The organism is Luteibacter sp. TLI7-4A, assembly GCF_056754745.1.
The window spans coordinates 2,145,859-2,166,247 of sequence record NZ_JBPGWO010000001.1; the positions used below are offsets into that span (position 1 = coordinate 2,145,859).

General features: G+C 66.2%; 11 protein-coding genes, 1 tRNA gene and 1 pseudogene. 8 read left to right on the top strand and 5 right to left on the bottom strand.

All coding sequences use genetic code 11. The features are described from left to right. Positions 1-10: 10 nt before the first annotated feature. A complete protein-coding gene (locus tag ACR9Y6_RS09470; protein WP_481281058.1) occupies positions 11-769 on the bottom strand; it encodes an NAD kinase in 759 nt (252 codons plus the stop codon). A gap of 270 nt (positions 770-1,039) precedes the next feature. Next, positions 1,040-5,959, bottom strand: coding sequence for an NAD-glutamate dehydrogenase (locus ACR9Y6_RS09475; protein WP_481281059.1), 4,920 nt, complete (start codon positions 5,957-5,959; stop codon positions 1,040-1,042). 266 nt (positions 5,960-6,225) lie between these two features. Here ACR9Y6_RS09475 and ACR9Y6_RS09480 point away from each other — a divergent pair, with 266 nt between their 5' ends. The 5 genes and pseudogenes from ACR9Y6_RS09480 (at position 6,226) to ACR9Y6_RS09500 (ending at position 13,631) form a co-directional block, all read left to right on the top strand. After that, positions 6,226-6,882, top strand: a complete 657-nt coding sequence (locus tag ACR9Y6_RS09480) for a TetR/AcrR family transcriptional regulator (protein ID WP_481281060.1) — start codon at positions 6,226-6,228, stop codon at positions 6,880-6,882. After that, positions 6,879-8,105, top strand: coding sequence for an efflux RND transporter periplasmic adaptor subunit (locus tag ACR9Y6_RS09485; protein ID WP_481281061.1), 1,227 nt, complete (start codon positions 6,879-6,881; stop codon positions 8,103-8,105). The genes ACR9Y6_RS09480 and ACR9Y6_RS09485 overlap by 4 nt, the downstream gene beginning before the upstream one ends. 12 nt (positions 8,106-8,117) lie before the next feature. Then, positions 8,118-11,423 (top strand): multidrug efflux RND transporter permease subunit, encoded by a 3,306-nt coding sequence (locus ACR9Y6_RS09490; RefSeq protein WP_481281062.1) that lies wholly within the window; start codon positions 8,118-8,120, stop codon positions 11,421-11,423. Positions 11,424-11,688: 265 nt separating this feature from the next. Then, positions 11,689-12,432, top strand: a pseudogene (locus ACR9Y6_RS09495) (IS30 family transposase); the annotation flags it as partial. Positions 12,433-13,247: 815 nt separating this feature from the next. After that, on the top strand, positions 13,248-13,631 hold the full coding sequence (locus ACR9Y6_RS09500) for a VOC family protein (RefSeq protein ID WP_426287165.1): 384 nt from the start codon (positions 13,248-13,250) through the stop codon (positions 13,629-13,631). 32 nt (positions 13,632-13,663) lie between these two features. Here the strand turns inward: ACR9Y6_RS09500 and ACR9Y6_RS09505 are convergent, their stop codons facing one another. Beyond that, a complete protein-coding gene (locus tag ACR9Y6_RS09505) occupies positions 13,664-14,824 on the bottom strand; it encodes an acyl-CoA dehydrogenase family protein (RefSeq protein WP_481281063.1) in 1,161 nt (386 codons plus the stop codon). 168 nt (positions 14,825-14,992) lie between these two features. Here ACR9Y6_RS09505 and ACR9Y6_RS09510 point away from each other — a divergent pair, with 168 nt between their 5' ends. The 3 genes from ACR9Y6_RS09510 to metH are packed head-to-tail and all read left to right on the top strand — an operon-like array spanning position 14,993 to position 19,713. Beyond that, positions 14,993-15,919, top strand: coding sequence for an ArsR/SmtB family transcription factor (locus tag ACR9Y6_RS09510; RefSeq protein WP_481281064.1), 927 nt, complete (start codon positions 14,993-14,995; stop codon positions 15,917-15,919). Between the two features lie 15 nt (positions 15,920-15,934). Further along, positions 15,935-17,017, top strand: coding sequence for a homocysteine S-methyltransferase family protein (locus ACR9Y6_RS09515; RefSeq protein WP_481281065.1), 1,083 nt, complete (start codon positions 15,935-15,937; stop codon positions 17,015-17,017). After that, on the top strand, positions 17,014-19,713 hold the full coding sequence (metH, locus tag ACR9Y6_RS09520) for a methionine synthase (protein WP_481281066.1): 2,700 nt from the start codon (positions 17,014-17,016) through the stop codon (positions 19,711-19,713). Before ACR9Y6_RS09515 ends, metH begins: the two co-directional genes overlap by 4 nt. Before the next feature lie 148 nt (positions 19,714-19,861). On the opposite strand, the gene ACR9Y6_RS09525 is transcribed toward metH, so the two are convergent. Then, positions 19,862-20,194 (bottom strand): lipid-A-disaccharide synthase N-terminal domain-containing protein, encoded by a 333-nt coding sequence (locus ACR9Y6_RS09525; protein ID WP_481281067.1) that lies wholly within the window; start codon positions 20,192-20,194, stop codon positions 19,862-19,864. 97 nt (positions 20,195-20,291) lie between these two features. Next, positions 20,292-20,366, bottom strand: a tRNA-Val gene (locus ACR9Y6_RS09530). Positions 20,367-20,389: the final 23 nt, after the last annotated feature.

Here is a 20,389-nt window from a genome sequence, read left to right on the forward strand (position 1 = left end):
CGCGCCAGGCCTACGGCGCGAACTGCTCGTCGAGGATGCGCTGCTGCAGGTTGTGTTCCGGGTCGAACAACAATCGCACCGCGTTCCGCCGCGATTGCCTGATCTCCACGCTGCGCACATCGCGCACCTCGTGGAAGTCCGCCGTGGCGCTGATCGGGCGCTTGTTCGGGTCGCGCGTGGCGAAGCCCACCCGGGTGGCATGGGGCAGGATCGCCCCCCGCCAGCGGCGCGGGCGGAACGGGCTGATCGGGGTGAGCGCGAGGACGTTGGCGTCCAGGGGCAAGATGGGACCGTGCGCGGACAGGTTGTAAGCGGTGGACCCGGCGGGCGTACACACGAGGATGCCGTCGCAGACCAGCTCGGCGAGTTTCACCTCGCCGTTGAGGCTGACTTGCAGGTGCGCGGCCTGGTTGGTCTGCCGCAGCAGGGCCACTTCATTGAAAGCCAAGGCGCGATGCTCCGCGCCATCGCAGCAGATGCTGTGCATCTCCAGGGGATGCAACACGGCCGGGTGGGCCTTTTCGATCCGCTCGGGCAGGTTGTCGACTTCGTGCTGGTTCATCAGGAAACCCAGCCGGCCCAGCTTCATGCCGTAGAACGGCACGCCGAGCGTGCGATGCGCATGCAGGGTGCGCAGCATGAAGCCGTCACCACCCAGCGACACGATGATATCGGCGTCCCCGGGCTCCACGCCCTTGTAACGGTCGATGAGCGCCGCACGGGCGCGTTGGGCGACTTCGGTTTCGCTGGCGACGAAGGCTAGGCGCATAAGGGAAGGCTTGGCGGATCCAGCCGGGAGCTTAGTCCTTAAGGCGGCCGGTCGGATAGGCCGGGAAGACGGTGGAGGTTTTCGCCAGCGGGTATCGCCGACAGGGTCGGCTCCCACCGGTGCAGTCGGCCCCCCGGTACCACCCGGCACCCGGGGTTGGCTCCAACGTCAGGATTGGCTCCAACCTCGGGATGGGCTCCCACCGAAGGGTCGTCGCCCACCAGGGCACGGGCCTTGGTGGGAGCCGACCCTGTCGGCGACGACCCGGCCTCAGACCGGAATCTGCGCCAACTGCGCCAGACGGCGGACGGCGACCGAGGCGATCGGATAATCCGCGTTCTGGGTGAGGATCTCCGCCAGCATCGCGCGGGTGTACTTGAGCGTGGCGTCGTCCCGCTCCAGCCATGCCTTGACCGGACTGACATCCGTGCGATCGCCGGCGACACCCAGGACCTGCAAGGCGAGCGCGCGGTGCTGGGCATTGAGTTCATCCAGCAGCGATCCACGCGCCTGCGCATGCCACGCACCTTCCACCGGCAAGGCCTCGATCTGGCCACGCAACCACTCAAGGTCGAGTGCTTCGGCCAACTCGTAGAACACCTTGGCCACGGTCGCGATGTCCTTGCCGCTCTGCTTCGACACCTCGACCATGTCCAGGGCGGCACGCAACACCGGCACCCGGGCGAGACGAATGGACAGCTCGTTCGGCACGCCAAGGCCTTCCCACTTTTCCTGGCTGGCGGCGAAATCGCCGCGACCGGTATCGGTGAGCGCATCCGGCAACGCCTTGCGCAAGGTGGTGACCTCGCTCGCATAGCGATCGACGTTCGCCGCGATATCCAGCGAACCGCCCGGCCGGTTGAGCAGCCAGCGGGTGAGGTGGCGCAGCAACGACCATATCTGCAGGATGGCGTCGATCTGCGTGTCTTCCGCCACCGTGCCGTCCAGCGACTCGATCTCCGCCCACAGGTCGCGTGCGTCGAGGATTTCACGCGCCGCCGTATACGCCTTGGCGATGGAGGCCGGACCGTGTCCGGTGTCCTCCTGCATGCGCATCATGAACGTGGCGCCCATGCGGTTGATCGTCGAGTTGGTGACCGCCGTGGCGATGATCTCGCGTTTCAGGCGATGACGCTGCATGTGCTCGGCGTACTTCTCGTGCAGCGGCACGGGGAAGTAACGGACCAGTTCGCGTGACAGATACGGGTCTTCCGGCACGTCCGAATCCAGCAGTTGCTGGAACAGGCGAATCTTGTCGTACGAGAGCAACACCGACAGTTCCGGCCGGGTAAGGCCCTGGCCACGTTGCTTGCGCTCCGCCAGTTCGGCGGCCGTCGGCAGCGATTCGACCTGGCGGTCGAGCATGCCTTCGGCTTCCAGCGTGCTGATGAAGTGAGCCATCGAACCGAGGCGGCGCACCGACTGGTGCTCCATCACGGTGATCGCCTGGTTCTGCCGGTAGTTGTCCCACAGGACGAGGCGGGCGACCTCGTCGGTCATCTCCGCCAGTTGCTTGTTGCGGCCCTCGAAGCTCAGCTCGCCTCGCTGCACGGCGTCGTTCAGCAGGATCTTGATGTTCACCTCGTGATCGGAGGTGTCCACGCCGGCCGAATTGTCGATGAAGTCGGTGTTCAGCAGCACGCCGGATTGCGCCGCTTCGATGCGGCCCTTCTGGGTCATGCCCAGGTTGCCGCCCTCGCCCACGATCTTGCAGCGCAGTTCGCTGCCGTTGACGCGCAGCGCGTTGTTGGCACGGTCGCCGACATCGGCATGCGTTTCGCTGGTGGCTTTCACGTAGGTGCCGATACCGCCGTTCCAGAGCAGGTCGACCGGTGCCTTGAGGATCGCCGAAAGCAGGTCGGTCGGCGCCATGTGCGTGGCGTCGGAACGGATGCCGAGCGCGGCGCGCGTTTCGGGCGACACCGGGATCGACTTGGCACTGCGCGGGTAAACGCCACCGCCGGCCGAGATCAGCGACTTGTCGTAGTCGTCCCACGAGGATCGCGGCAACGCGAACATGCGCTGGCGCTCGGCGAACGACTTCGCCGCGTCCGGGTTCGGGTCGAGGAAGATGTGGCGGTGATCGAACGCGGCGAGCAGTCGGATCTTCTCCGACAGGAGCATGCCGTTGCCGAAGACGTCGCCGGACATGTCGCCCACGCCGACCACGCTGAATTCCTCGGTCTGGCAATCGCGGCCCAGCGCGCGGAAATGGCGCTTCACCGACTCCCAGGCGCCCTTGGCGGTGATGCCCATGCCCTTGTGGTCGTAACCGTTCGATCCGCCCGAGGCGAAGGCGTCGTCGAGCCAGAAGCCATGCTCGCTGGAGATCGCGTTGGCGATGTCCGAGAACGTCGCGGTGCCCTTGTCGGCGGCGACCACCAGGTACGGGTCGTCGTCGTCATGACGCACGACGTCGTGCGGCGGCACCACCTTGCCCTCGACCAGGTTGTCGGTGATGTCGAGCAGGCCGTTGATGAACATGCGGTAGCAGGCGATGCCCTCGGCCAGCTGTGCATCGCGATCGGCACCCACCGGCGGCCGCTTCACGAAGAAGCCACCCTTCGAGCCCACCGGCACGATGACGGTGTTCTTCACCATCTGCGCCTTGACCAGGCCGAGGACTTCGGTACGGAAGTCCTCGCGGCGATCGGACCAGCGCAGGCCGCCACGGGCGACGGAACCGAAGCGCAGGTGGATACCCTCCACGCGCGGCGCATAAACGAAGATCTCGCGGAACGGCACCGGCTTGGCCAGGTCCGGCACCTTGTGCGAATCGAACTTGAAGCTGATGTACGGGCGGAACGCGCCGTCCCAGGCCTGGAAGAAATTCGTGCGCAACGTCGCGTGGACCAGCGAGATGAAGCTGCGCAGGATGCGGTCTTCGTCGAGGCTGGACACGTTGTCGAGCAGCGCGTTGATCGCCTCTTCCACCGCCGTCACCTGCTCGGCGCGCGGGAGGCTGAGCGAAGCCACCAGGTTGCCGATGAGTCCAGGCTGCGCGGCGAGCGTTTCCGGGTCCATCAACGCATGCATCTCGTGCGAGAGCAGGCTCTCGGCACGCTCGCGCTCGGCACCGCCGAGGCTTTCCCGGCGAGGATCGAAGCGTGCGTTGAACAACTCGACGATGAGGCCGGCGATGGCCGGGTAACGGTTGAGCGCGTCTTCCATGTACGCCTGGGAGAACGCCACGCCCGTCTGCAGCAGGTACTTGCAGTAGCTGCGCAGCACGGCCACCTGGCGCCAGCCGAGCTTGGCGCCGAGGACGAGGCGGTTGAAGCCGTCGTTCTCGGCGTTGCCACGCCAGATCTGTTCGAAGGCGTCCTCGAAGATCGTGCCGACCTGCTCCACCTCGAAGGCGAGGCGGCCGACCGGCTGCACCTCGAAATCCTGGATGTAGAGCGAGCCATCCGCCTGCTTCACCTCGTACATATGCTCGGTGAGCACGCGCAGGCCGAGGTTCTCCAGCTGCGGCAGCACTTCGGAAAGTGCGATGTCGGAGCCGGAACGGTAGACCTTGAAACGCAGTTCCTCCGGCCGGTGCGGCGGGTGGTAGAACGACATGCTGATGGCGTCGGGACCATCGAGGCCCGCCAGGGCGCGCACGTCGGCGGCGGCGACCTGCGGCGACACCTCGTCGACGTAGCCGGCGGGCAGGCTCTTTCCGTAGCGATTGGCCAGGATGATGCCTTGCTGCTCACCGGCCGTCTCGATCAGCCGGTCGCGCAGTTCGTCGTACCAGTTGCGCGCGATCGAGACGATCTGCGCCTCGATCCCTGTCGCATCGTAGACCGGGTGGTCGCCGATGCGCGGACGCACCACGACATGCAGGCGCACCAGGGCGGCTTCGCCCATCAGCACCGCGGAATCGACGTGCTCGCCATGGAACGCGTCGCGCAACACGTTCTCCACGCGCTCGCGCACGGAGGTATTGAAGCGGTCGCGCGGGATGTAGACCAGGCAGGAGAAGAACCGGCCGTAGCTGTCGCGGCGGATGAACAGGCGCGTGCGCGTGCGCTGGGCCAGTTCGAGCAGGCCCATTGAGAGGGCGTAGAGTTCGTCGGTGCTGCACTGGAACAGTTCTTCCCGCGGCAGCGTGTCGAGGATGTGGCGCAAGGCCTTGCCCGAGTGCGAATCGCGCTTGAGCCCCGAGCGGTTCATCACCGCCTCGCACTTCTCGCGCACCAGCGGCACGTGCTGCGGATGGGCCATGTACGCGTTGGACGAGAACAGGCCCAGGAAACGTTGCTCGGCGACCGGCCGGCCCTTGTCGTCGAACTTGAGGACGCCGATGTAATCCATGTAGCCGGCGCGGTGCATGGGCGACCGCGCATTGGTCTTGGTCAGGATGATCGCGTCCGTCGAGCCGGAGCGCGGCAGTTCGCTGGCGACCAGGGTGCGTAGCGAACGCGGCGCGAGCGAACGCTCCGCGGCCCGCAGGATGCCAAGCCCCGACCCTTCGACGGTCTTGAGCACCTCGTCGCCCGCATCGGCCGACACTTCGTACTCGCGATAGCCCATGAAGGTGAAATGCTCGTCCGCCACCCAGCGCAGGAACTCGCTCGCCTCGCGGATTTCCTCGGCGGTATACGGCAACGCGCGCTGGCCGAGTTCGTCGGCGATCTGGATCATCTTGCCGCGCATCGCGCGCCAGTCGTCCACGGCCTCGCGGACATCGGACAAGGCGGTCTCGACGTTCGCCCTGAGGGTGTCCAGTTCGGTATCGTCGATGCGATCGATCTCGAAACGCATGATCGACTCGGTCTTCTCCCCCGTTCCCATCGACTGGAGGACACCGGCGGCCGAGCGCACCACGGGCACCACCGGGTGGATGATCGCGTGGATGTCGGCGTGAGCGGCGGCCACCATGGAGACGGTGTCGACCAGGAAGGGCATGTCGTCGGTGACGACCTCGACCACGGCGCGGCTACCGGAGACCCCGGGGTTGTACACCCTGACCTTGGCCTTGCCGGGCGTCCGCTCGCGGGCGAAGGCCAGCAGATCGGCGATCAGCGCGGCCCAGCGGGCCGGCGCGTGCAGGCCATGGTCGGCGGGGGCGATCCGGTCGAAGAAGGCCTCGATAAAAAAGCGCGCCTCATCGAGGCGCTCCGCGGGGTGGTCGAGCTTTTTCAGTTCATCGAAGACAACGGCATGGAACGGGCCGTTTTCGGCAGCGCGAATCGCATTCATGGGCGGATTGTCGATGTGGGGAGTCGGAAAATCCGTGAAAGCATAGCTCCCACCGATGTCATGTAGCCACACCGGATGACATCGGCCGTTGCCGTTTTTTCACCGCGTTGCGGCATCCTCGTCGCCCCATTTCGAGAAAGCGGGCTTGCCGTGCACCCCGGTCGTTCCGTGCATCGCAACAATTCGGGCGCGAATGTGCGGGATGCCCGTTGACGCTGGGGAAAGGTAATTCTAAACTGGACGGTATAGTCCAGCAGGTATAGCTAATGTCGCACCTGGAGACCCGCCCGCCGTCGGACCATCAGCAGCGGGTGCTCCAGGCGGCGTGTTCGTTGTTCCTGCGCGATGGTTACCGCGTCAGCATGGGAGCCGTGGCACGCGAGGCGGGTGTGTCCAAGCAGACCGTGTATGCGCACTTCGATAATAAGGACAACCTGTTCCACGCCGCCGTCGAACAACTCGTCTTGCCCCTCCACGCGAGCCTTGCCCCTGAAAGCCGCGGCCTGGCCTACATGCTCCATGCCCTGGCCGAGGCGCACCAGACCTACGTGATGGACCATTCGCACGTGGCCCTGGGCCGCATGTTGATCGCGGAGGCGCCGCGCTTTCCGGCAGCGGCGAGGACGTTCTTCCGTACCGCGATCGACACGGTCGCGGTACGGCTCGCGCGCTGCATGGCCGAGGCGATGGACCACGGCCACATGCGCCGCGAGGACCCGGACGTCGCCGCGGAGTTGTTCCTGTCCATGTTGCACGGGCTCGAAGGGGATCGTCGCCTCTTCGGGGTCCGCGCAAGAGGCCGAAAGGCACAGGACGACTGGGCCAGGCACGCGGTAACAGTATTTATGCACGCGTACGACATCCTGCCGGATGAGCCGGCGCGAACGAACAAGAAACCTGGAAAAGGAACGGAGTTCTCATGAATCCCCTGCCCCTGCGCTCGTCCCTGCTGGCCCTCGGCCTCGCCGCGGCGCTTGCCGCCTGCCACAAGCAGGAAGCTCCCCAGCAGCCGCCTCCGCCGGAAGTCGGCGTCATCACCGCCCAGCCCCAGGACACTCCGCTGGTCCAGGACCAGGTGGGCCGCGTCTCGGCCTTCCGCACCGCCGATGTGCGCGCACGCGTGCCCGGCATCCTCCTGCACCGCCTCTATGAGGAAGGCACGGACGTCAAGGCCGGGCAGAAGCTCTTCCAGATCGATCCGCAGCCGCTCAAGGCCGAGCTGGACTCGCAGCTCGCCGTGCTCGCCTCCGCCCGCGCCACGGCGGTCAACGCCAAGGCCCAGGCCGATCGCGCCCGCGGCCTGATCGGCAAGAACTACGTGTCCCGCCAGGACCTCGACACGGCGGAAGCCAACGAGCGCACGGCGCTCGCCTCGGTGAAGCAGGCCGAGGCCAACGTCCAGACCGCCCGGATCAACCTCGGTTTCACCGACGTGGTCTCGCCGATCGATGGTCGCGCCGGCCAGCAGCAGGTGACCGAAGGCGCCCTCGTCGGCCAGAGCGACACCACCCTGCTCACCCAGGTGGACGAGATCGACAAGGTGTACGTGAACTTCAGCATGTCGGTGGCGGACCTCGACACCATGCGCCGTGCCGCCGCCAATGGCGCCGCCACGCTCTCGCCCACGGACAAGGCCACCGTGCGCATCCAGCTGCCCGACGGCTCCGACTTCGGTGAACAGGGCGTGCTCGACTTCTCCTCGGCCACGGTGAATCCGCAGACCGGCACGGTGAACCTCCGCGCGCAGCTCGCCAACACCGACCTGCGCCTGCTGCCGGGGCAGTTCGTGACGGTGAAGGCCACCCTCGGCGACCTGCACAACGTGTTCCTGGTGCCCCAGGCCGCCGTATTGCGCGACACGAACGACGCCTACGTCATGGTCGTGGGCGAAGGCCACGCGAAGGATCCGCAGACCGGCAAGGACATCACCGTGCCCTCGGCCGCCGTGCGCCGTCCGGTCAAGACCGACCGTCTCAGCGGCACCAACTGGGTGGTCACCGGCGGTCTCAAGCCTGGCGACCAGATCATTGTCCAGGGCCTGCCGAAGGCGCGGGACAACGCTCCGGTGAAGGCATCGCCCGCGCAGGCAACCCCGGCTCCGGCCGAGGGCGGTCCCGCCGCGGCCGCCCCCGCCGGCAAGCAGTAAGGGAGTTCTCTCATGCCGAGTTTCTTCATCGACCGTCCCATCTTCGCGTGGGTCGTGGCGATCCTGATCAGCCTTTGCGGCACGATCGCCCTGCTGAACATGGGCATCGAGTCGTATCCGAACATCGCCCCGCCACAGGTCGTCGTCACGGCGACCTATCCGGGTGCGAGCGCGGACACGACCGAAAAGACCGTGACCCAGGTGATCGAGCAGCAGCTGACGGGTATCGACCACCTGCTCTACTTCAGTTCCGCCTCGAGCTCCAGCGGCACGGCTACCGTGACGCTGACCTTCGAGACCGGCACCGATCCCGATATCGCCCAGGTGCAGGTGCAGAACAAGGTGTCGCTCGCGACGCCGCGCCTGCCTTCGGAAGTGACCCAGCAGGGCGTCGTGGTGGCCAAGTCCAACCCCGACTTCCTGATGTTCATCGCGCTGACATCGACCAACCCGGCCATCGACGGCAACCGCCTGACCGACATCGTCTCCTCGCAGGTGCTCGACCAGATCGCCCGCATCCCGGGCGTGGGCAGCACGCGCCAGCTGGGTTCCGAGTACGGCATGCGCGTCTGGCTGAACCCGGACAAGCTGCGTGGCTACGGCCTTTCGGCCAGCGACCTGCGTAACGCGCTCAGCACGCAGAACGTGCAGTTCGCCGCCGGCTCGATCGGTACCGACCCGGCCGTGAACGGCCAGGGCTTCAGCGCCACGGTCTCGGCGGAAGGGCGCTTCACCACGCCCCAGGAATTCGCGGACATCATCCTGCGCGCCAACAACGACGGTACCGTCGTGCGCCTGAAGGACGTCGCCCGCGTGGAGCTGGGCCCGCAGACCTACGGCTTCAACGCGCAGTGGAACGGAACGTCCACCGGTTCGTTCGGCGTGCAGCTGCTGCCCGGCGCCAACGCGCTGGACGTGGCCAATGCCGTGCGCGCCAAGATGGACGAGCTGTCGCGCAGCTTCCCCGAAGGCGTGACCTGGTTCGCTCCGTACGACACGACCAAGTTCGTGACGATCTCGATCGAGGAAGTGGTGCACACCCTCGTCGAAGCGGTGATCCTGGTCTTCCTCGTGATGCTGCTGTTCCTGCAGAACTTCCGCGCCACGATCATCCCGACCCTGGTCATCCCGGTGGCCTTGCTCGGCACCTTCCTGGGCCTGTCGCCGCTCGGTTTCACGGTGAACCAGCTGACCCTGTTCGGCATGGTGCTGGCGATCGGTATCGTGGTGGACGACGCGATCGTCGTGATCGAGAACGTCGAACGCATCATGTCCGAGGAAGGCTTGCCGCCGAAGGAAGCCACTCGCAAGGCGATGGGCCAGATCACCGGCGCCGTCGTCGCGATCACCGTGGTGCTGGCGGCCGTGTTCGTGCCTTCGGCCCTGCAGCCGGGTGCATCGGGCATCATCTACAAGCAGTTCGCGCTGACCATCGCGGTGTCGATGGGCTTCTCGGCCTTCCTCGCCCTGTCGTTCACGCCGGCGCTGTGCGCCACGATCCTCCGGCACGAACACGGCGAGAAGAAGAAGAACGTCGTCTATCGCAAGTTCAACCAGGTGTTCGACTGGGTGCAGCACACCTACTCCGGCCATATCGGCGGTGCGGTGCGCCACGCTCCCCGCTGGATGATGGTGTTCGTGCTGATCGCCGTCCTGTGCGGTTTCCTGTTCACTCGCCTGCCGACCAGCTTCGTGCCGGACGAGGACCAGGGCTACGCACTGGCCATCGTGCAGCTGCCACCGGGCTCCAGCCTGGCGCGTACCGAGAAGGTGATGACCGACATGCGCGGCATCCTGCTCAAGGATGTCTCCGTCGACGGTATCTTCCAGATCTCGGGCTTCAGCTTCGTGGGCCAGGGCGAGAACGTCGGCATGACCTTCATCCGCCTGAAGGACTGGGACAAGCGTGACCTCACGGCCACCGAGTTCATCCAGCAAGCGAACGGCAAGATGCAGGCCGTGCGCGACGCCACGATCTTCGTCGTCAACCTGCCGACGATCCGCGGCCTCTCGCAGTTCGGCGGTATCGACATGTACCTGCAGGCGCGTGCCGGTCAGTCCCGCGACGAACTGACCCAGGCCCGCAACATGCTGCTCGGCGCGGCGGCGCAGAACACCGCCCTGGTGGGCGTGCGTCCGAATACGCTCGAGGACGCGCCGCTGCTTCAGTTGCAGGTGGACCGCACGCAGGCGCAGACGATGGGCCTCTCGGTCAGCGACATCTATACGGCGATCCAGCTCACGCTGGCCCCGGTGTATGTCAACGACTTCTCCTACGGCGGACGCGTGAAGCGCGTGATGCTGCAGGCGGACGCGCCCTACCGCATGGGCACCGACGCTTTCCAGCACATCTTCACGCCCAGCACCCTGGCTACGTCCTCGACCGGCACGAGCACTTCGTCGGCGGTCGCCAGTGCCTCCACGGCGCTGGACAACGCCATGATCCCGCTGTCCAGCGTGGTCAGTTCGAAGTGGACGATGGCCGCGCCGACGCTCAACCGCTACAACGGCTATTCCGCGGTGGAAATCGTCGGTAACCAGGCGCCGGGGTACTCGACCGGCCAGGCGATGGCCATCGTCGAAGGCATCGTCAACGACAAGCTGCCCAAGGGCTTCGGCTACGACTGGACGGGCCAGTCGTACCAGGAAATCCTCTCCGGCAACTCGTCGACGTTGCTGTTGGCGCTATCGGTCGTGATCGTGTTCCTCTGCCTCGCCGCGTTGTACGAGAGCTGGTCGATCCCGGTCTCCGTGCTGCTGGTGGTGCCGCTGGGCATCCTCGGCACCGTGGTCTTCTCGATGCTGCGTGGCCTGCCGAACGACATCTACTTCAAGATCGGCATGATCACCGTCATCGGCCTGGCGGCGAAGAACGCGATCCTGATCGTGGAATTCGCGGTGGAACAGCAACAGGACGGCAAGACGCTGCGCGAAGGCGTGATCGAAGCCGCGCGACTGCGACTCCGCCCCATCCTGATGACCTCGCTGGCCTTCATCCTCGGCGTGTTCCCGCTCGCGATCTCCACCGGCGCGGGCGCCAACTCCCGCCACGCGATCGGCACGGGCGTCATCGGCGGCATGCTGTTCGCCACCTTCCTCGGCCTGCTGCTGATCCCGGTGTTCTACGTCAGCGTCCGCCGCATGCTGGGCGACAAGCTGGACGAGGTGTCCGGCAAGATGCCCCACCACGGCGGCGATCCGGACGGACACGGTCCCCACGGCGGAAGCCCCTCGCCCAACGTCGGGCCTCACGCCCCGAACGTAGGCGACGTCACCGCCTTCGACTCGGACCCGCGACGCGGAACCGACCGACCGTAACAAGAGAAGCCCGGCGAAAGCCGGGCTTTTTCTTTGTACTCCCGGTGGGAGCCGACCCTGTCGGCGATCCCGCGGTAGCGGGCGGCGTGGGGCAGAGCCGTCGGCCGCCACCCTCGTCGCTCCGGTTACACCGTCGCTCGGGAAAGGATGCCGCTACGCGGCCGTGTCTTATGGCTGGCGCCCGTCGCGCCCGTCGCGCCGGGCGGGGTTTTCGATTCGCCCTCCGGTGATCTCAACCGGTCGATGCAACACCGTAGTCTGATCAAGACGGAGGTGGGCGCCACAGCAGATCAGCGGATGGCTTGCCCGCCGTTACCCGGACGACGACAGTATGCGGGTGTCCCACGAAACCATCTATCGAAGCCTGTTCATCCAGACCCGGGGCGTGCTTAAAAAGCAGCTTCTGGCGCAGCTGCGCACCCGACGGTCGGTCCGTTACCCGCAGACGCAGGGGCGTCACGGCAAGGGCCGCAAGGGTGGCGCTAACGTGATCGCCCAGGCCCTGACGATCAGCGAACGCCCCGCCGACGCGGAGGATCGGGCGGTACCCGGTCACTGGGAAGGCGACTTGCTCCTGGGCACGATCAACTCGCAGATCGTCACGCTCGTGGAGCGGCGATCGCGCTTCGTGATGCTGATCAAAATCCCGGCCCGCGACAGTGCGACCGTCGTGGATGCCGTTGCCAAGCACATCCGTCGTCTGCCTGCCCAGTTGAAGCGCTCGCTGACCTGGGATCGCGGCCCGGAGATGTACCAGCACCAGCGTTTCAAACTAGCCACCGACCTGCAGATCTACTTCTGCGACCCGCACAGCCCGTGGCAACGCGGCTCCAACGAGAACACCAACGGCTTGCTTCGCCAGTACTTCCCCAAGGGCCAGGATCTGAGCCATTACACCCAAGCCCAACTCAACGCCGTGGCCAAAGAGCTTAACCAGCGACCGCGGCAGACTCTGGACTTCCAGACCCCGGCCGAGGTACTCAATCAAACTGTTGCATCGACCGGTTGAGATCACCCCTGGCTCAGCGAAAACGGCCGGCCGTCCAGGCCGGCCCCCTACGGGCCTTTTCGCCCGGCGCTCCTCGGTTCCACACGTCGCGACGAGGGTGGCGGCCGACGGCTCTTCCGAGCACTGAGGTGTTGTGCGGCAAAAGCCAACGCCCGCGACCGGGGTGGATGCCCTCTCCGTGTGCCCCCCCCACGCGGGTGGGAAGCGGGCTGGCCCGCGATGCGCCACCCTGTTTCGAGCGAATGAGGCCGTGCATCGCAGCCGAGCGAGCGGTGACACGCTTCGCCCGATCAGTGCAACGCCTTCTTCGCCAGCGGAGGGATCGAGGACTCGCGGGCCAGCCCGCTTCCCACCCGGGTGCGGCACGCGACACGTGGCGGGCGGTGCTCTTCCCACCAGCCCACCTCCGTGTCGAGAGAGCTGCCGGGCGCCACCCTCGGCGCGACATTAGGAGCCGAGGACGGGCGGGCGGAGAAGGCCCGTCAGGGGGCCGGCCATGGATGGCCGGCCGTTTCCGCTGAGCCAGGAAGGCGAATCGGAAACCCCCGCCCGACCGTCCGAGCCCGCCGGGGCGCAGCCATCAAACACGGCCGCGCCAGCGGCATCCTTGCCCAAGGGACGGCGACTACCGTCGCGCCGAGGGTGGCGCCCGGCAGCTCCCCTCGCCGCACAAGCCCAACGCGAGGGCGAAGCCGAGCCGTCCCCGAACGAATCCCAACGATGCGCGAACACCGCCCCCATGGACGGTTTCAGGAAATGGCGGGAATACGGATAAGCTGCGTGGACGGCAACACCCGCCCCATCAGGAGTTCCAGATGATCGATCACACCGGCGTCACCGTCAGCGACTTCGAGCGCAGCAAGGCGTTCTACCAGAAGGCATTGGGTGCGATCGGCTACGAGTTGCTGGCGATCTTCCCAGCGTCCGTCACCGGCCGCACCGACGTGGCCGGCTTCGGCGAGGGCGGCAAGCCCGACTTCTGGATCTACAAAGGTGAGCCGAACCAGCCGCCCGTGCATGTCGCCTTCCGCGTCGCGTCGACACAGCTGGTGCGTGCGTTCCACGAGGCAGCGCTCGCCGCCGGCGGCCGGGACAATGGTCCGCCGGGACCGCGCTCGCACTATCACGCGGGATATTACGGCGGTTTCGTGCTCGACCCGGACGGCCATAACATCGAGGCGGTCTTTCACTCCGCCTGAGCCGTCCATCCCTGGACGACGGAGACCGGGCGTTAACGCAATCCGGTTTCGGCGCGCGCGATCACGAGGCGCTGGATCTCGCTGGTGCCTTCGTAGATCTCGGTGATCTTCGCGTCGCGGAAGTAGCGCTCCAGCGGCATTTCCTTCGAGTAACCCATCCCACCGTGAATCTGCACGGCCTGGTGGGTGATCCACATCGCGGCCTCGGAGGCGACCAGCTTGGCCATCGAGGCCTCGGTGCCGAAGCGACCGCCGTTCTTATCCGTCTGCGCCTTGGTCCACGCCGCGCGCAGCGTCAGCAGCAGGGCCGCGTCGAGCTTGCACTTCATGTCGGCGATCTTGGCCTGGGTCATCTGGAACGTGCCGATCGGGTGGCCGAAGGCCTTGCGGTCGCGCGACCACTGCAAGGTGGCCTCATAAGCGGCGCGCGCGATGCCCACGGCCTGCGACGCGATACCGATGCGGCCGGCGTCGAGCACGCCCATGGCGATCGCGAAGCCCTTGCCCTCTTCGCCCAGCATGTCTTCCTTCGGGCACACGTAATCGTGGAATTCGATCTCGCAGGTGGCCGACGCGCGGATGCCGAGCTTCGGCTCGGTCTTGCCGGCGAGGAATCCCTCGCGCGCGGTATCGATGATGAAGGCGGAGACACCGCGCGCGCCGATCCCCGGCGTGGTCACGGCGAACAAGACGATGTAGCGGGCGACGGGGCCGGAGGTGATCCAGCTCTTCTTGCCGTTGATGACCCAGTCACTGTCGGCGTTCTTCACCGCGCGGGTGTGCATGTTCGAGGCGTCCGAACCCGACTGCGGCTCGGTGAGCGCATAGGCGCCGATGGCTTCGCCCGAGGCGATGGCGCGCACGTACTTCTGCTTCTGCTCTTCGGTACCGTTCTTCAGGATGCCGTTGCAGAACAGGGAATTGTTCACCGACATGATCGTGGAGGTGGCCGCGTCGGCCGCGGCGATCTCGACCATGGCCAGCACGTAGGAGACCGGGTCCATGCCCGCGCCACCGTAGGCTTCCGGCACCTCGATGCCCATCAGGCCCAGTTGGCCCATTTCCTGGATGTTCTCGAGCGGAAATTCGCCCTTGGCATCCAGTTCGGCGGCCACGGGGGCGATCCGCTTCTGCGCGAAATCGCGGGCGATGGACTGGATCGACAGCTGGTCGTCGGTAAAGCGAAAATCCATGGTGTTCCTCGCGCCGGCCTGACGGGCGGCAAAGTCTTGGGGTGGAGACAAGCCCACCATTGTAACGGTCGTTCGAGTCGGTGCCTCCGTGCACTGCAACATGGCCTTGACGCCCGGGCGCACTGGCCGCATCCTAGGTATCTCTGTATCGCGATATAAGGATGTTGGATGGACCTGTCGACGGCCTCCACGGTGCTTCGGCTCCTGGCCGATCCCACCCGCGTCCGCCTGCTCGCCCTGCTGGATCGCGAGGAACTGACGGTCGCCGAACTGGCGGCCGTGCTGCACCTCGCCCAGCCTCGCGTGTCGACGCACCTGGCGAAGCTGAAAGAGGCGGAACTGGTACGCGATCGGCGGGCCGGCGTATCCGCCTATTATCGCGCCAACGCCGAGGCGGACCCCACCCTCGCCGCCCTGGTGGCGTCCCTGCGCGACACCTTGAGCGACGCCCTGCTGCGCGAAGACGCGGAACGCCTGCCCACGGTACTGGCCCAGCGCGCCCGCGCCGAAGGCTGGGCGGACACGGTGGCCGGCGACATGGAGCGGCATTACTCACCCGGACGCACGTGGGAAACACTGGCCCGGTCGCTGTTGCAGTTGCTCGCCACGGGCGACGTGCTCGACATCGCCTCGGGCGATGGCGTCACCGCCGAATTGCTGGCCCCGCATGCGCATTCCATCGTCTGCATCGACAGCTCCGAGCGCGTCGTCGAAGCGGCGCGCCAACGCCTGTCGAGCTTCACCAACGTGGACGTGCGCACCGGCGACATGCACGCGCTGGACCTGGGCGGCCGGCAGTTCGATCTTGTCCTGCTGTTGCACGCCCTCACCTATTCCGAGCAGCCGCAACAGGTCTTCGCCGAGGTGGCCCGGGTGTTGAAGCCGGGCGGACGCCTGCTCGTTTCCACGCTCGGCGAACACGACCACCGCGCCGTCGTCGAGCCCTTCGACCACCGCAACCTCGGTTTCACCTGCGACGGCCTCACGGCCATGGCGCGGAAGGCCGGGCTGGACGTGGTCAGCTGCGAGCGCCTGAGCCGCGAGCGTCGCGCCCCGCATTTCGAAGTCATCAGTCTTCTCGCGCGCAAGCCCTGAGCGGAGACATATCCCATGAAGAACCTTCCCTGGCTCCATCCCGATCGCGTCGCCCTGATCCAGAAGGGCCTCGCCGAACGCATCATGATCCTCGACGGCGGCATGGGCACCATGCTCCAGGGGCACCAGCTGGACGAATCCGGCTATCGCGGCGAACGGTTCGCCGGCGGCAACGACAGCACGCACGAACACGGCCACGACCACCCCGGCGAGTGCGACCTGAAGGGCAACAACGACCTGCTCCTGCTGACCCAGCCGGACATCATCCGCGGCGTGCACATGGCGTACCTCGAAGCCGGCGCGGATTTCGTCGAGACGAACACCTTCAACGCCACGCGCGTCAGCCAGGCCGATTACCACCTCGAGCATCTCGTGGCCGAACTGAATCGCGAAGGCGCTCGCATCGCCCGCGAGGCCTGCGACGAGATGACCCGGCGCACGCCGGACAAGCCGCGTTTCGTCATCGGTGTCCTCGGGCCCACGAGCCGCACCGCTTCGATCTCACCCGACGTGAACGATCCGGGCTTCCGCAACGTGACGTTCGAGGAACTGACGGCGAACTATGTCGAAGCCGCGCGTGCCCTGATCGAGGGCGGCGCGGATACGATCATGGTCGAGACGATCTTCGACACGCTCAACGCCAAGGCCGCGCTGTTCGCGCTGAGCGAGCTGTTCAACGAACTCGGTGCGCGCGTGCCCGTGATGATCTCGGGCACGATCACCGATCGCTCCGGGCGCACGCTCTCGGGCCAGACCGCCGAAGCGTTCTTCTATTCCGTGGAACACATCCAGCCGCTGTCGGTAGGCCTGAACTGCGCGCTCGGCGCCGACGACCTGCGGCCGCACGTGCAGATGCTCGCGCGCATCGCCGGGAGCGCCGTCAGCACGCACCCGAACGCGGGACTGCCGAACGCCTTCGGCGAATACGACGAGACCCCGGAAAGCATGGCCGCGACCATCCGTGGCTTCGCCGCCGACGGCCTCATCAACATCGTGGGCGGCTGCTGCGGCACCACGCCCGCGCATATCGCGGCGATCGCCGCCGCCGTGGCGCCCTACCCGCCTCGCGTTCCCAAGGACACCGCACAAGCCGCATGAGCATTCGATACACGCGCCTGTCCGGCCTAGAGCCGCTGGTCCTCACGCCGGACCTCAACTTCATCAACGTCGGCGAACGTACCAACGTCACCGGCTCGGCCCAGTTCCGCAAGCTGATCAAGGAGGGCCGCTACGAGGAAGCCGTGGACGTGGCCCGCCAACAGGTGGAGAACGGTGCGCAGATCCTCGACGTGAACATGGACGAGGGCCTGATCGATTCCGAGGCGGCGATGACCCGCTTCATCAACCTGATCTCCTCCGAGCCCGACATCGCGCGCGTGCCGATCATGGTGGATTCCTCGAAGTGGAGCGTGATCGAGGCCGGCCTGCGTTGCATGCAGGGCAAGGGCATCGTCAATTCCATCTCGATGAAGGAAGGCGAAGCCGCCTTCCTCGACCATGCACGCAAGGTCCGCCAGTACGGTGCCGCCGTGGTCGTGATGGCCTTCGACGAGGCCGGCCAGGCCGACACCAAGCAGCGCAAGATCGAGATCTGTTCACGCGCCCACGAACTGCTGGTGAACGAGCTGGACTTCCCCCCGGAAGACATCATCTTCGATCCCAACATCTTCGCCATCGCCACCGGCATCGAGGAACACAACAACTACGCGGTGGATTTCATCGAGGCGACGCGCGAACTGAAGAAGCGCTTCCCCTCGTCGCATGTGTCCGGCGGCGTCTCCAACGTATCGTTCTCGTTCCGTGGCAACAATCCGGTGCGCGAAGCGATCCACTCGGTGTTCCTCTACCACGCGATCGCCGCGGGCATGGACATGGGCATCGTCAACGCCGGTGCGCTGGCGATCTACGACGACCTGCCCGAGGAACTGCGCGAACGCGTCGAAGACGTGGTACTGAACCGCCGCCCGGACGGGACCGAACGCCTGCTCGAGATCGCCGACCGCTACAAGGGCGGCAAGGGCGAGGTGGCGGTTGAAACCGCCGCATGGCGCGACAAGCCTGTCGCCGAACGGTTGACCCATGCGCTCGTGCACGGCATCGACCAGTTCGTGGTGGAGGATACGGAAGAGGCGCGCCTGGTCGCCCGGCGCCCGCTCGATGTGATCGAGGGGCCGCTGATGGCCGGCATGAACGTGGTGGGCGACCTGTTCGGCGCCGGCAAGATGTTCCTGCCCCAGGTGGTGAAATCCGCCCGGGTGATGAAGAAGGCCGTCGCGCACCTGATTCCCTATATCGAGGAAGAGAAGCTGCGTTCCGGCGACGCCGGCAAGAACAACGGCAAGATCGTGCTCGCGACGGTCAAGGGCGACGTCCACGACATCGGCAAGAACATCGTCGGCGTGGTGCTCCAGTGCAACAACTTCGAGGTGATCGACCTCGGCGTGATGGTGCCGACCCAGAAGATCCTGGACATCGCGCGCGCCGAGAACGCCGACATCATCGGCCTCTCCGGCCTGATCACGCCTTCGCTGGAAGAAATGAGCCAGGTCGCCCGCGAGATGGAGCGGCAGGATTTCCGCGTGCCGCTGATGATCGGCGGCGCGACCACCTCGCGCGCACATACAGCGTTGCGCATCGAGCCGCATTACAAGTCGCCCACCGTGTGGGTGAAGGACGCCTCGCGAGCCGTCGGCGTCGCGCAGTCGCTGGTCAGCAAGGACCTCGTCGACGAGTTCATGACCAAGGTGCGCGCCGAGTACGCGGAGGTGCGCGATCGCCACAAGAGCCGCGGCGCGGGCAAGCAACTGGTGCCCCTGTCGAAGGCCCGCGCCCAGCGCTACACGGGCGACTGGCAGGCCTATACGCCGCCCACGCCACGCGTGCCCGGCGTCACCGTGTTCGACGACTACGACCTTGCCGAACTGCGCGGCTATATCGACTGGTCGCCGTTCTTCAACGCGTGGGAGCTGGCCGGCAAGTTCCCGGCCATCCTCGACGACGAGATCGTCGGGCCGCAGGCCACCGAGCTCTACAACGATGCGCAGGCGATGCTCGACAAGCTCATCGCCGGGAAGTGGCTTACGGCCAAGGGCGTGATCGGCTTCTGGCCCGCCGCGCAGTCGGGCGACGATATCGAGGTTTACGCCGAAGCGGGCACCGGCAAGCGCAAGGCGGTGACCACCCTGCACCACTTGCGCCAGCAGGTGGATAAACCGGCCGATCGTCCGGACTTCTGCCTGTCGGATTTCGTCGCGCCGAAGGACAGTGGTGTACAGGACTGGATCGGCGGTTTCGCCGTGACCGCGGGCATCGGCATCGACGAGCACGTGGCCCGCTTCGAGGCGGTGCACGACGACTACTCCTCGATCCTGCTCAAGGCCCTGGCCGACCGCCTGGCGGAAGCCTTCGCCGAACGCATGCACGAGCGCGTGCGCAAGGAGTTCTGGGGTTACCAGCCCGACGAGGCCTTGGACAACGACGCCCTTGTCGCGGAGCGGTATCGCGGCATCCGCCCGGCCCCGGGCTATCCCGCGTGCCCGGAACATTCCGAGAAGCGGACCTTGTTCGACCTGCTGCAGGCCACCGAACACACGTCGATCCAGCTCACCGACAGCTTCGCCATGTACCCCACGGCCGCCGTATCCGGCTGGTATTTCTCCCACCCCGACAGCCAGTACTTCGTGGTCGGCAGGGTCAGCCGCGAACAGGTCGAGGACTACGCCCGGCGCAAGGGCTGGGAACGCCGCGAAGCCGAACGCTGGCTAGCCCCCTACCTCGACTACGACCCTGACTGAAGACGGCTCCCACCTTCGGGTGGGAAGCCGCTAGTGGGAAGCCGCTAGTGAGAAGTCACTGGTGGGATGCAACTGGTAGGAAGCCCCCGGTGGGAAGCCGCTTAAGCGGCGATCGGGGGCTCGCCAAACCGTCACCCAACCCCAGCCCTCAAGTCTCCTCCGGCCCACCTGGCTTCACCGTCTCCCCCCGCTCGCGATGCTTCAGGTGCGCGAACACGTTGTAGAACGACACGATCATCGGAAAGGCCGTCTGGATGATGCCGACCGAATCGTTCTTGCCCCAGATGAAATAGGCGAGCGTCAGCACGCTGCCGCTGACCGACAGGTACCAGAAGGACATGGGCACGGTGACCTTCTTGTTCTTCCGGGTCGCATGGAACTGGACGAACCAGCGCGCGGTGAAGAGCAACGTGCCCAGGAGACCGATGATCTTCCAGGGCGTGAGGGTCAACAGGTGGAGATCGGCGAGGGCTTCGTGCATGGCGGTGTCCGCTGGGTGAGCCGGCGCATTTTAGCCCCGGGAACCATGGTGTGACCCAAAAGAAAACCCGGCGCGTGGCCGGGTCTTCAGGATTCGATGGTGGGCGGTACAAGGATCGAACTTGTGACACCTGCCGTGTGAAGGCAGTGCTCTACCGCTGAGCTAACCGCCCATCGAGCGCGGGATTCTACGTAG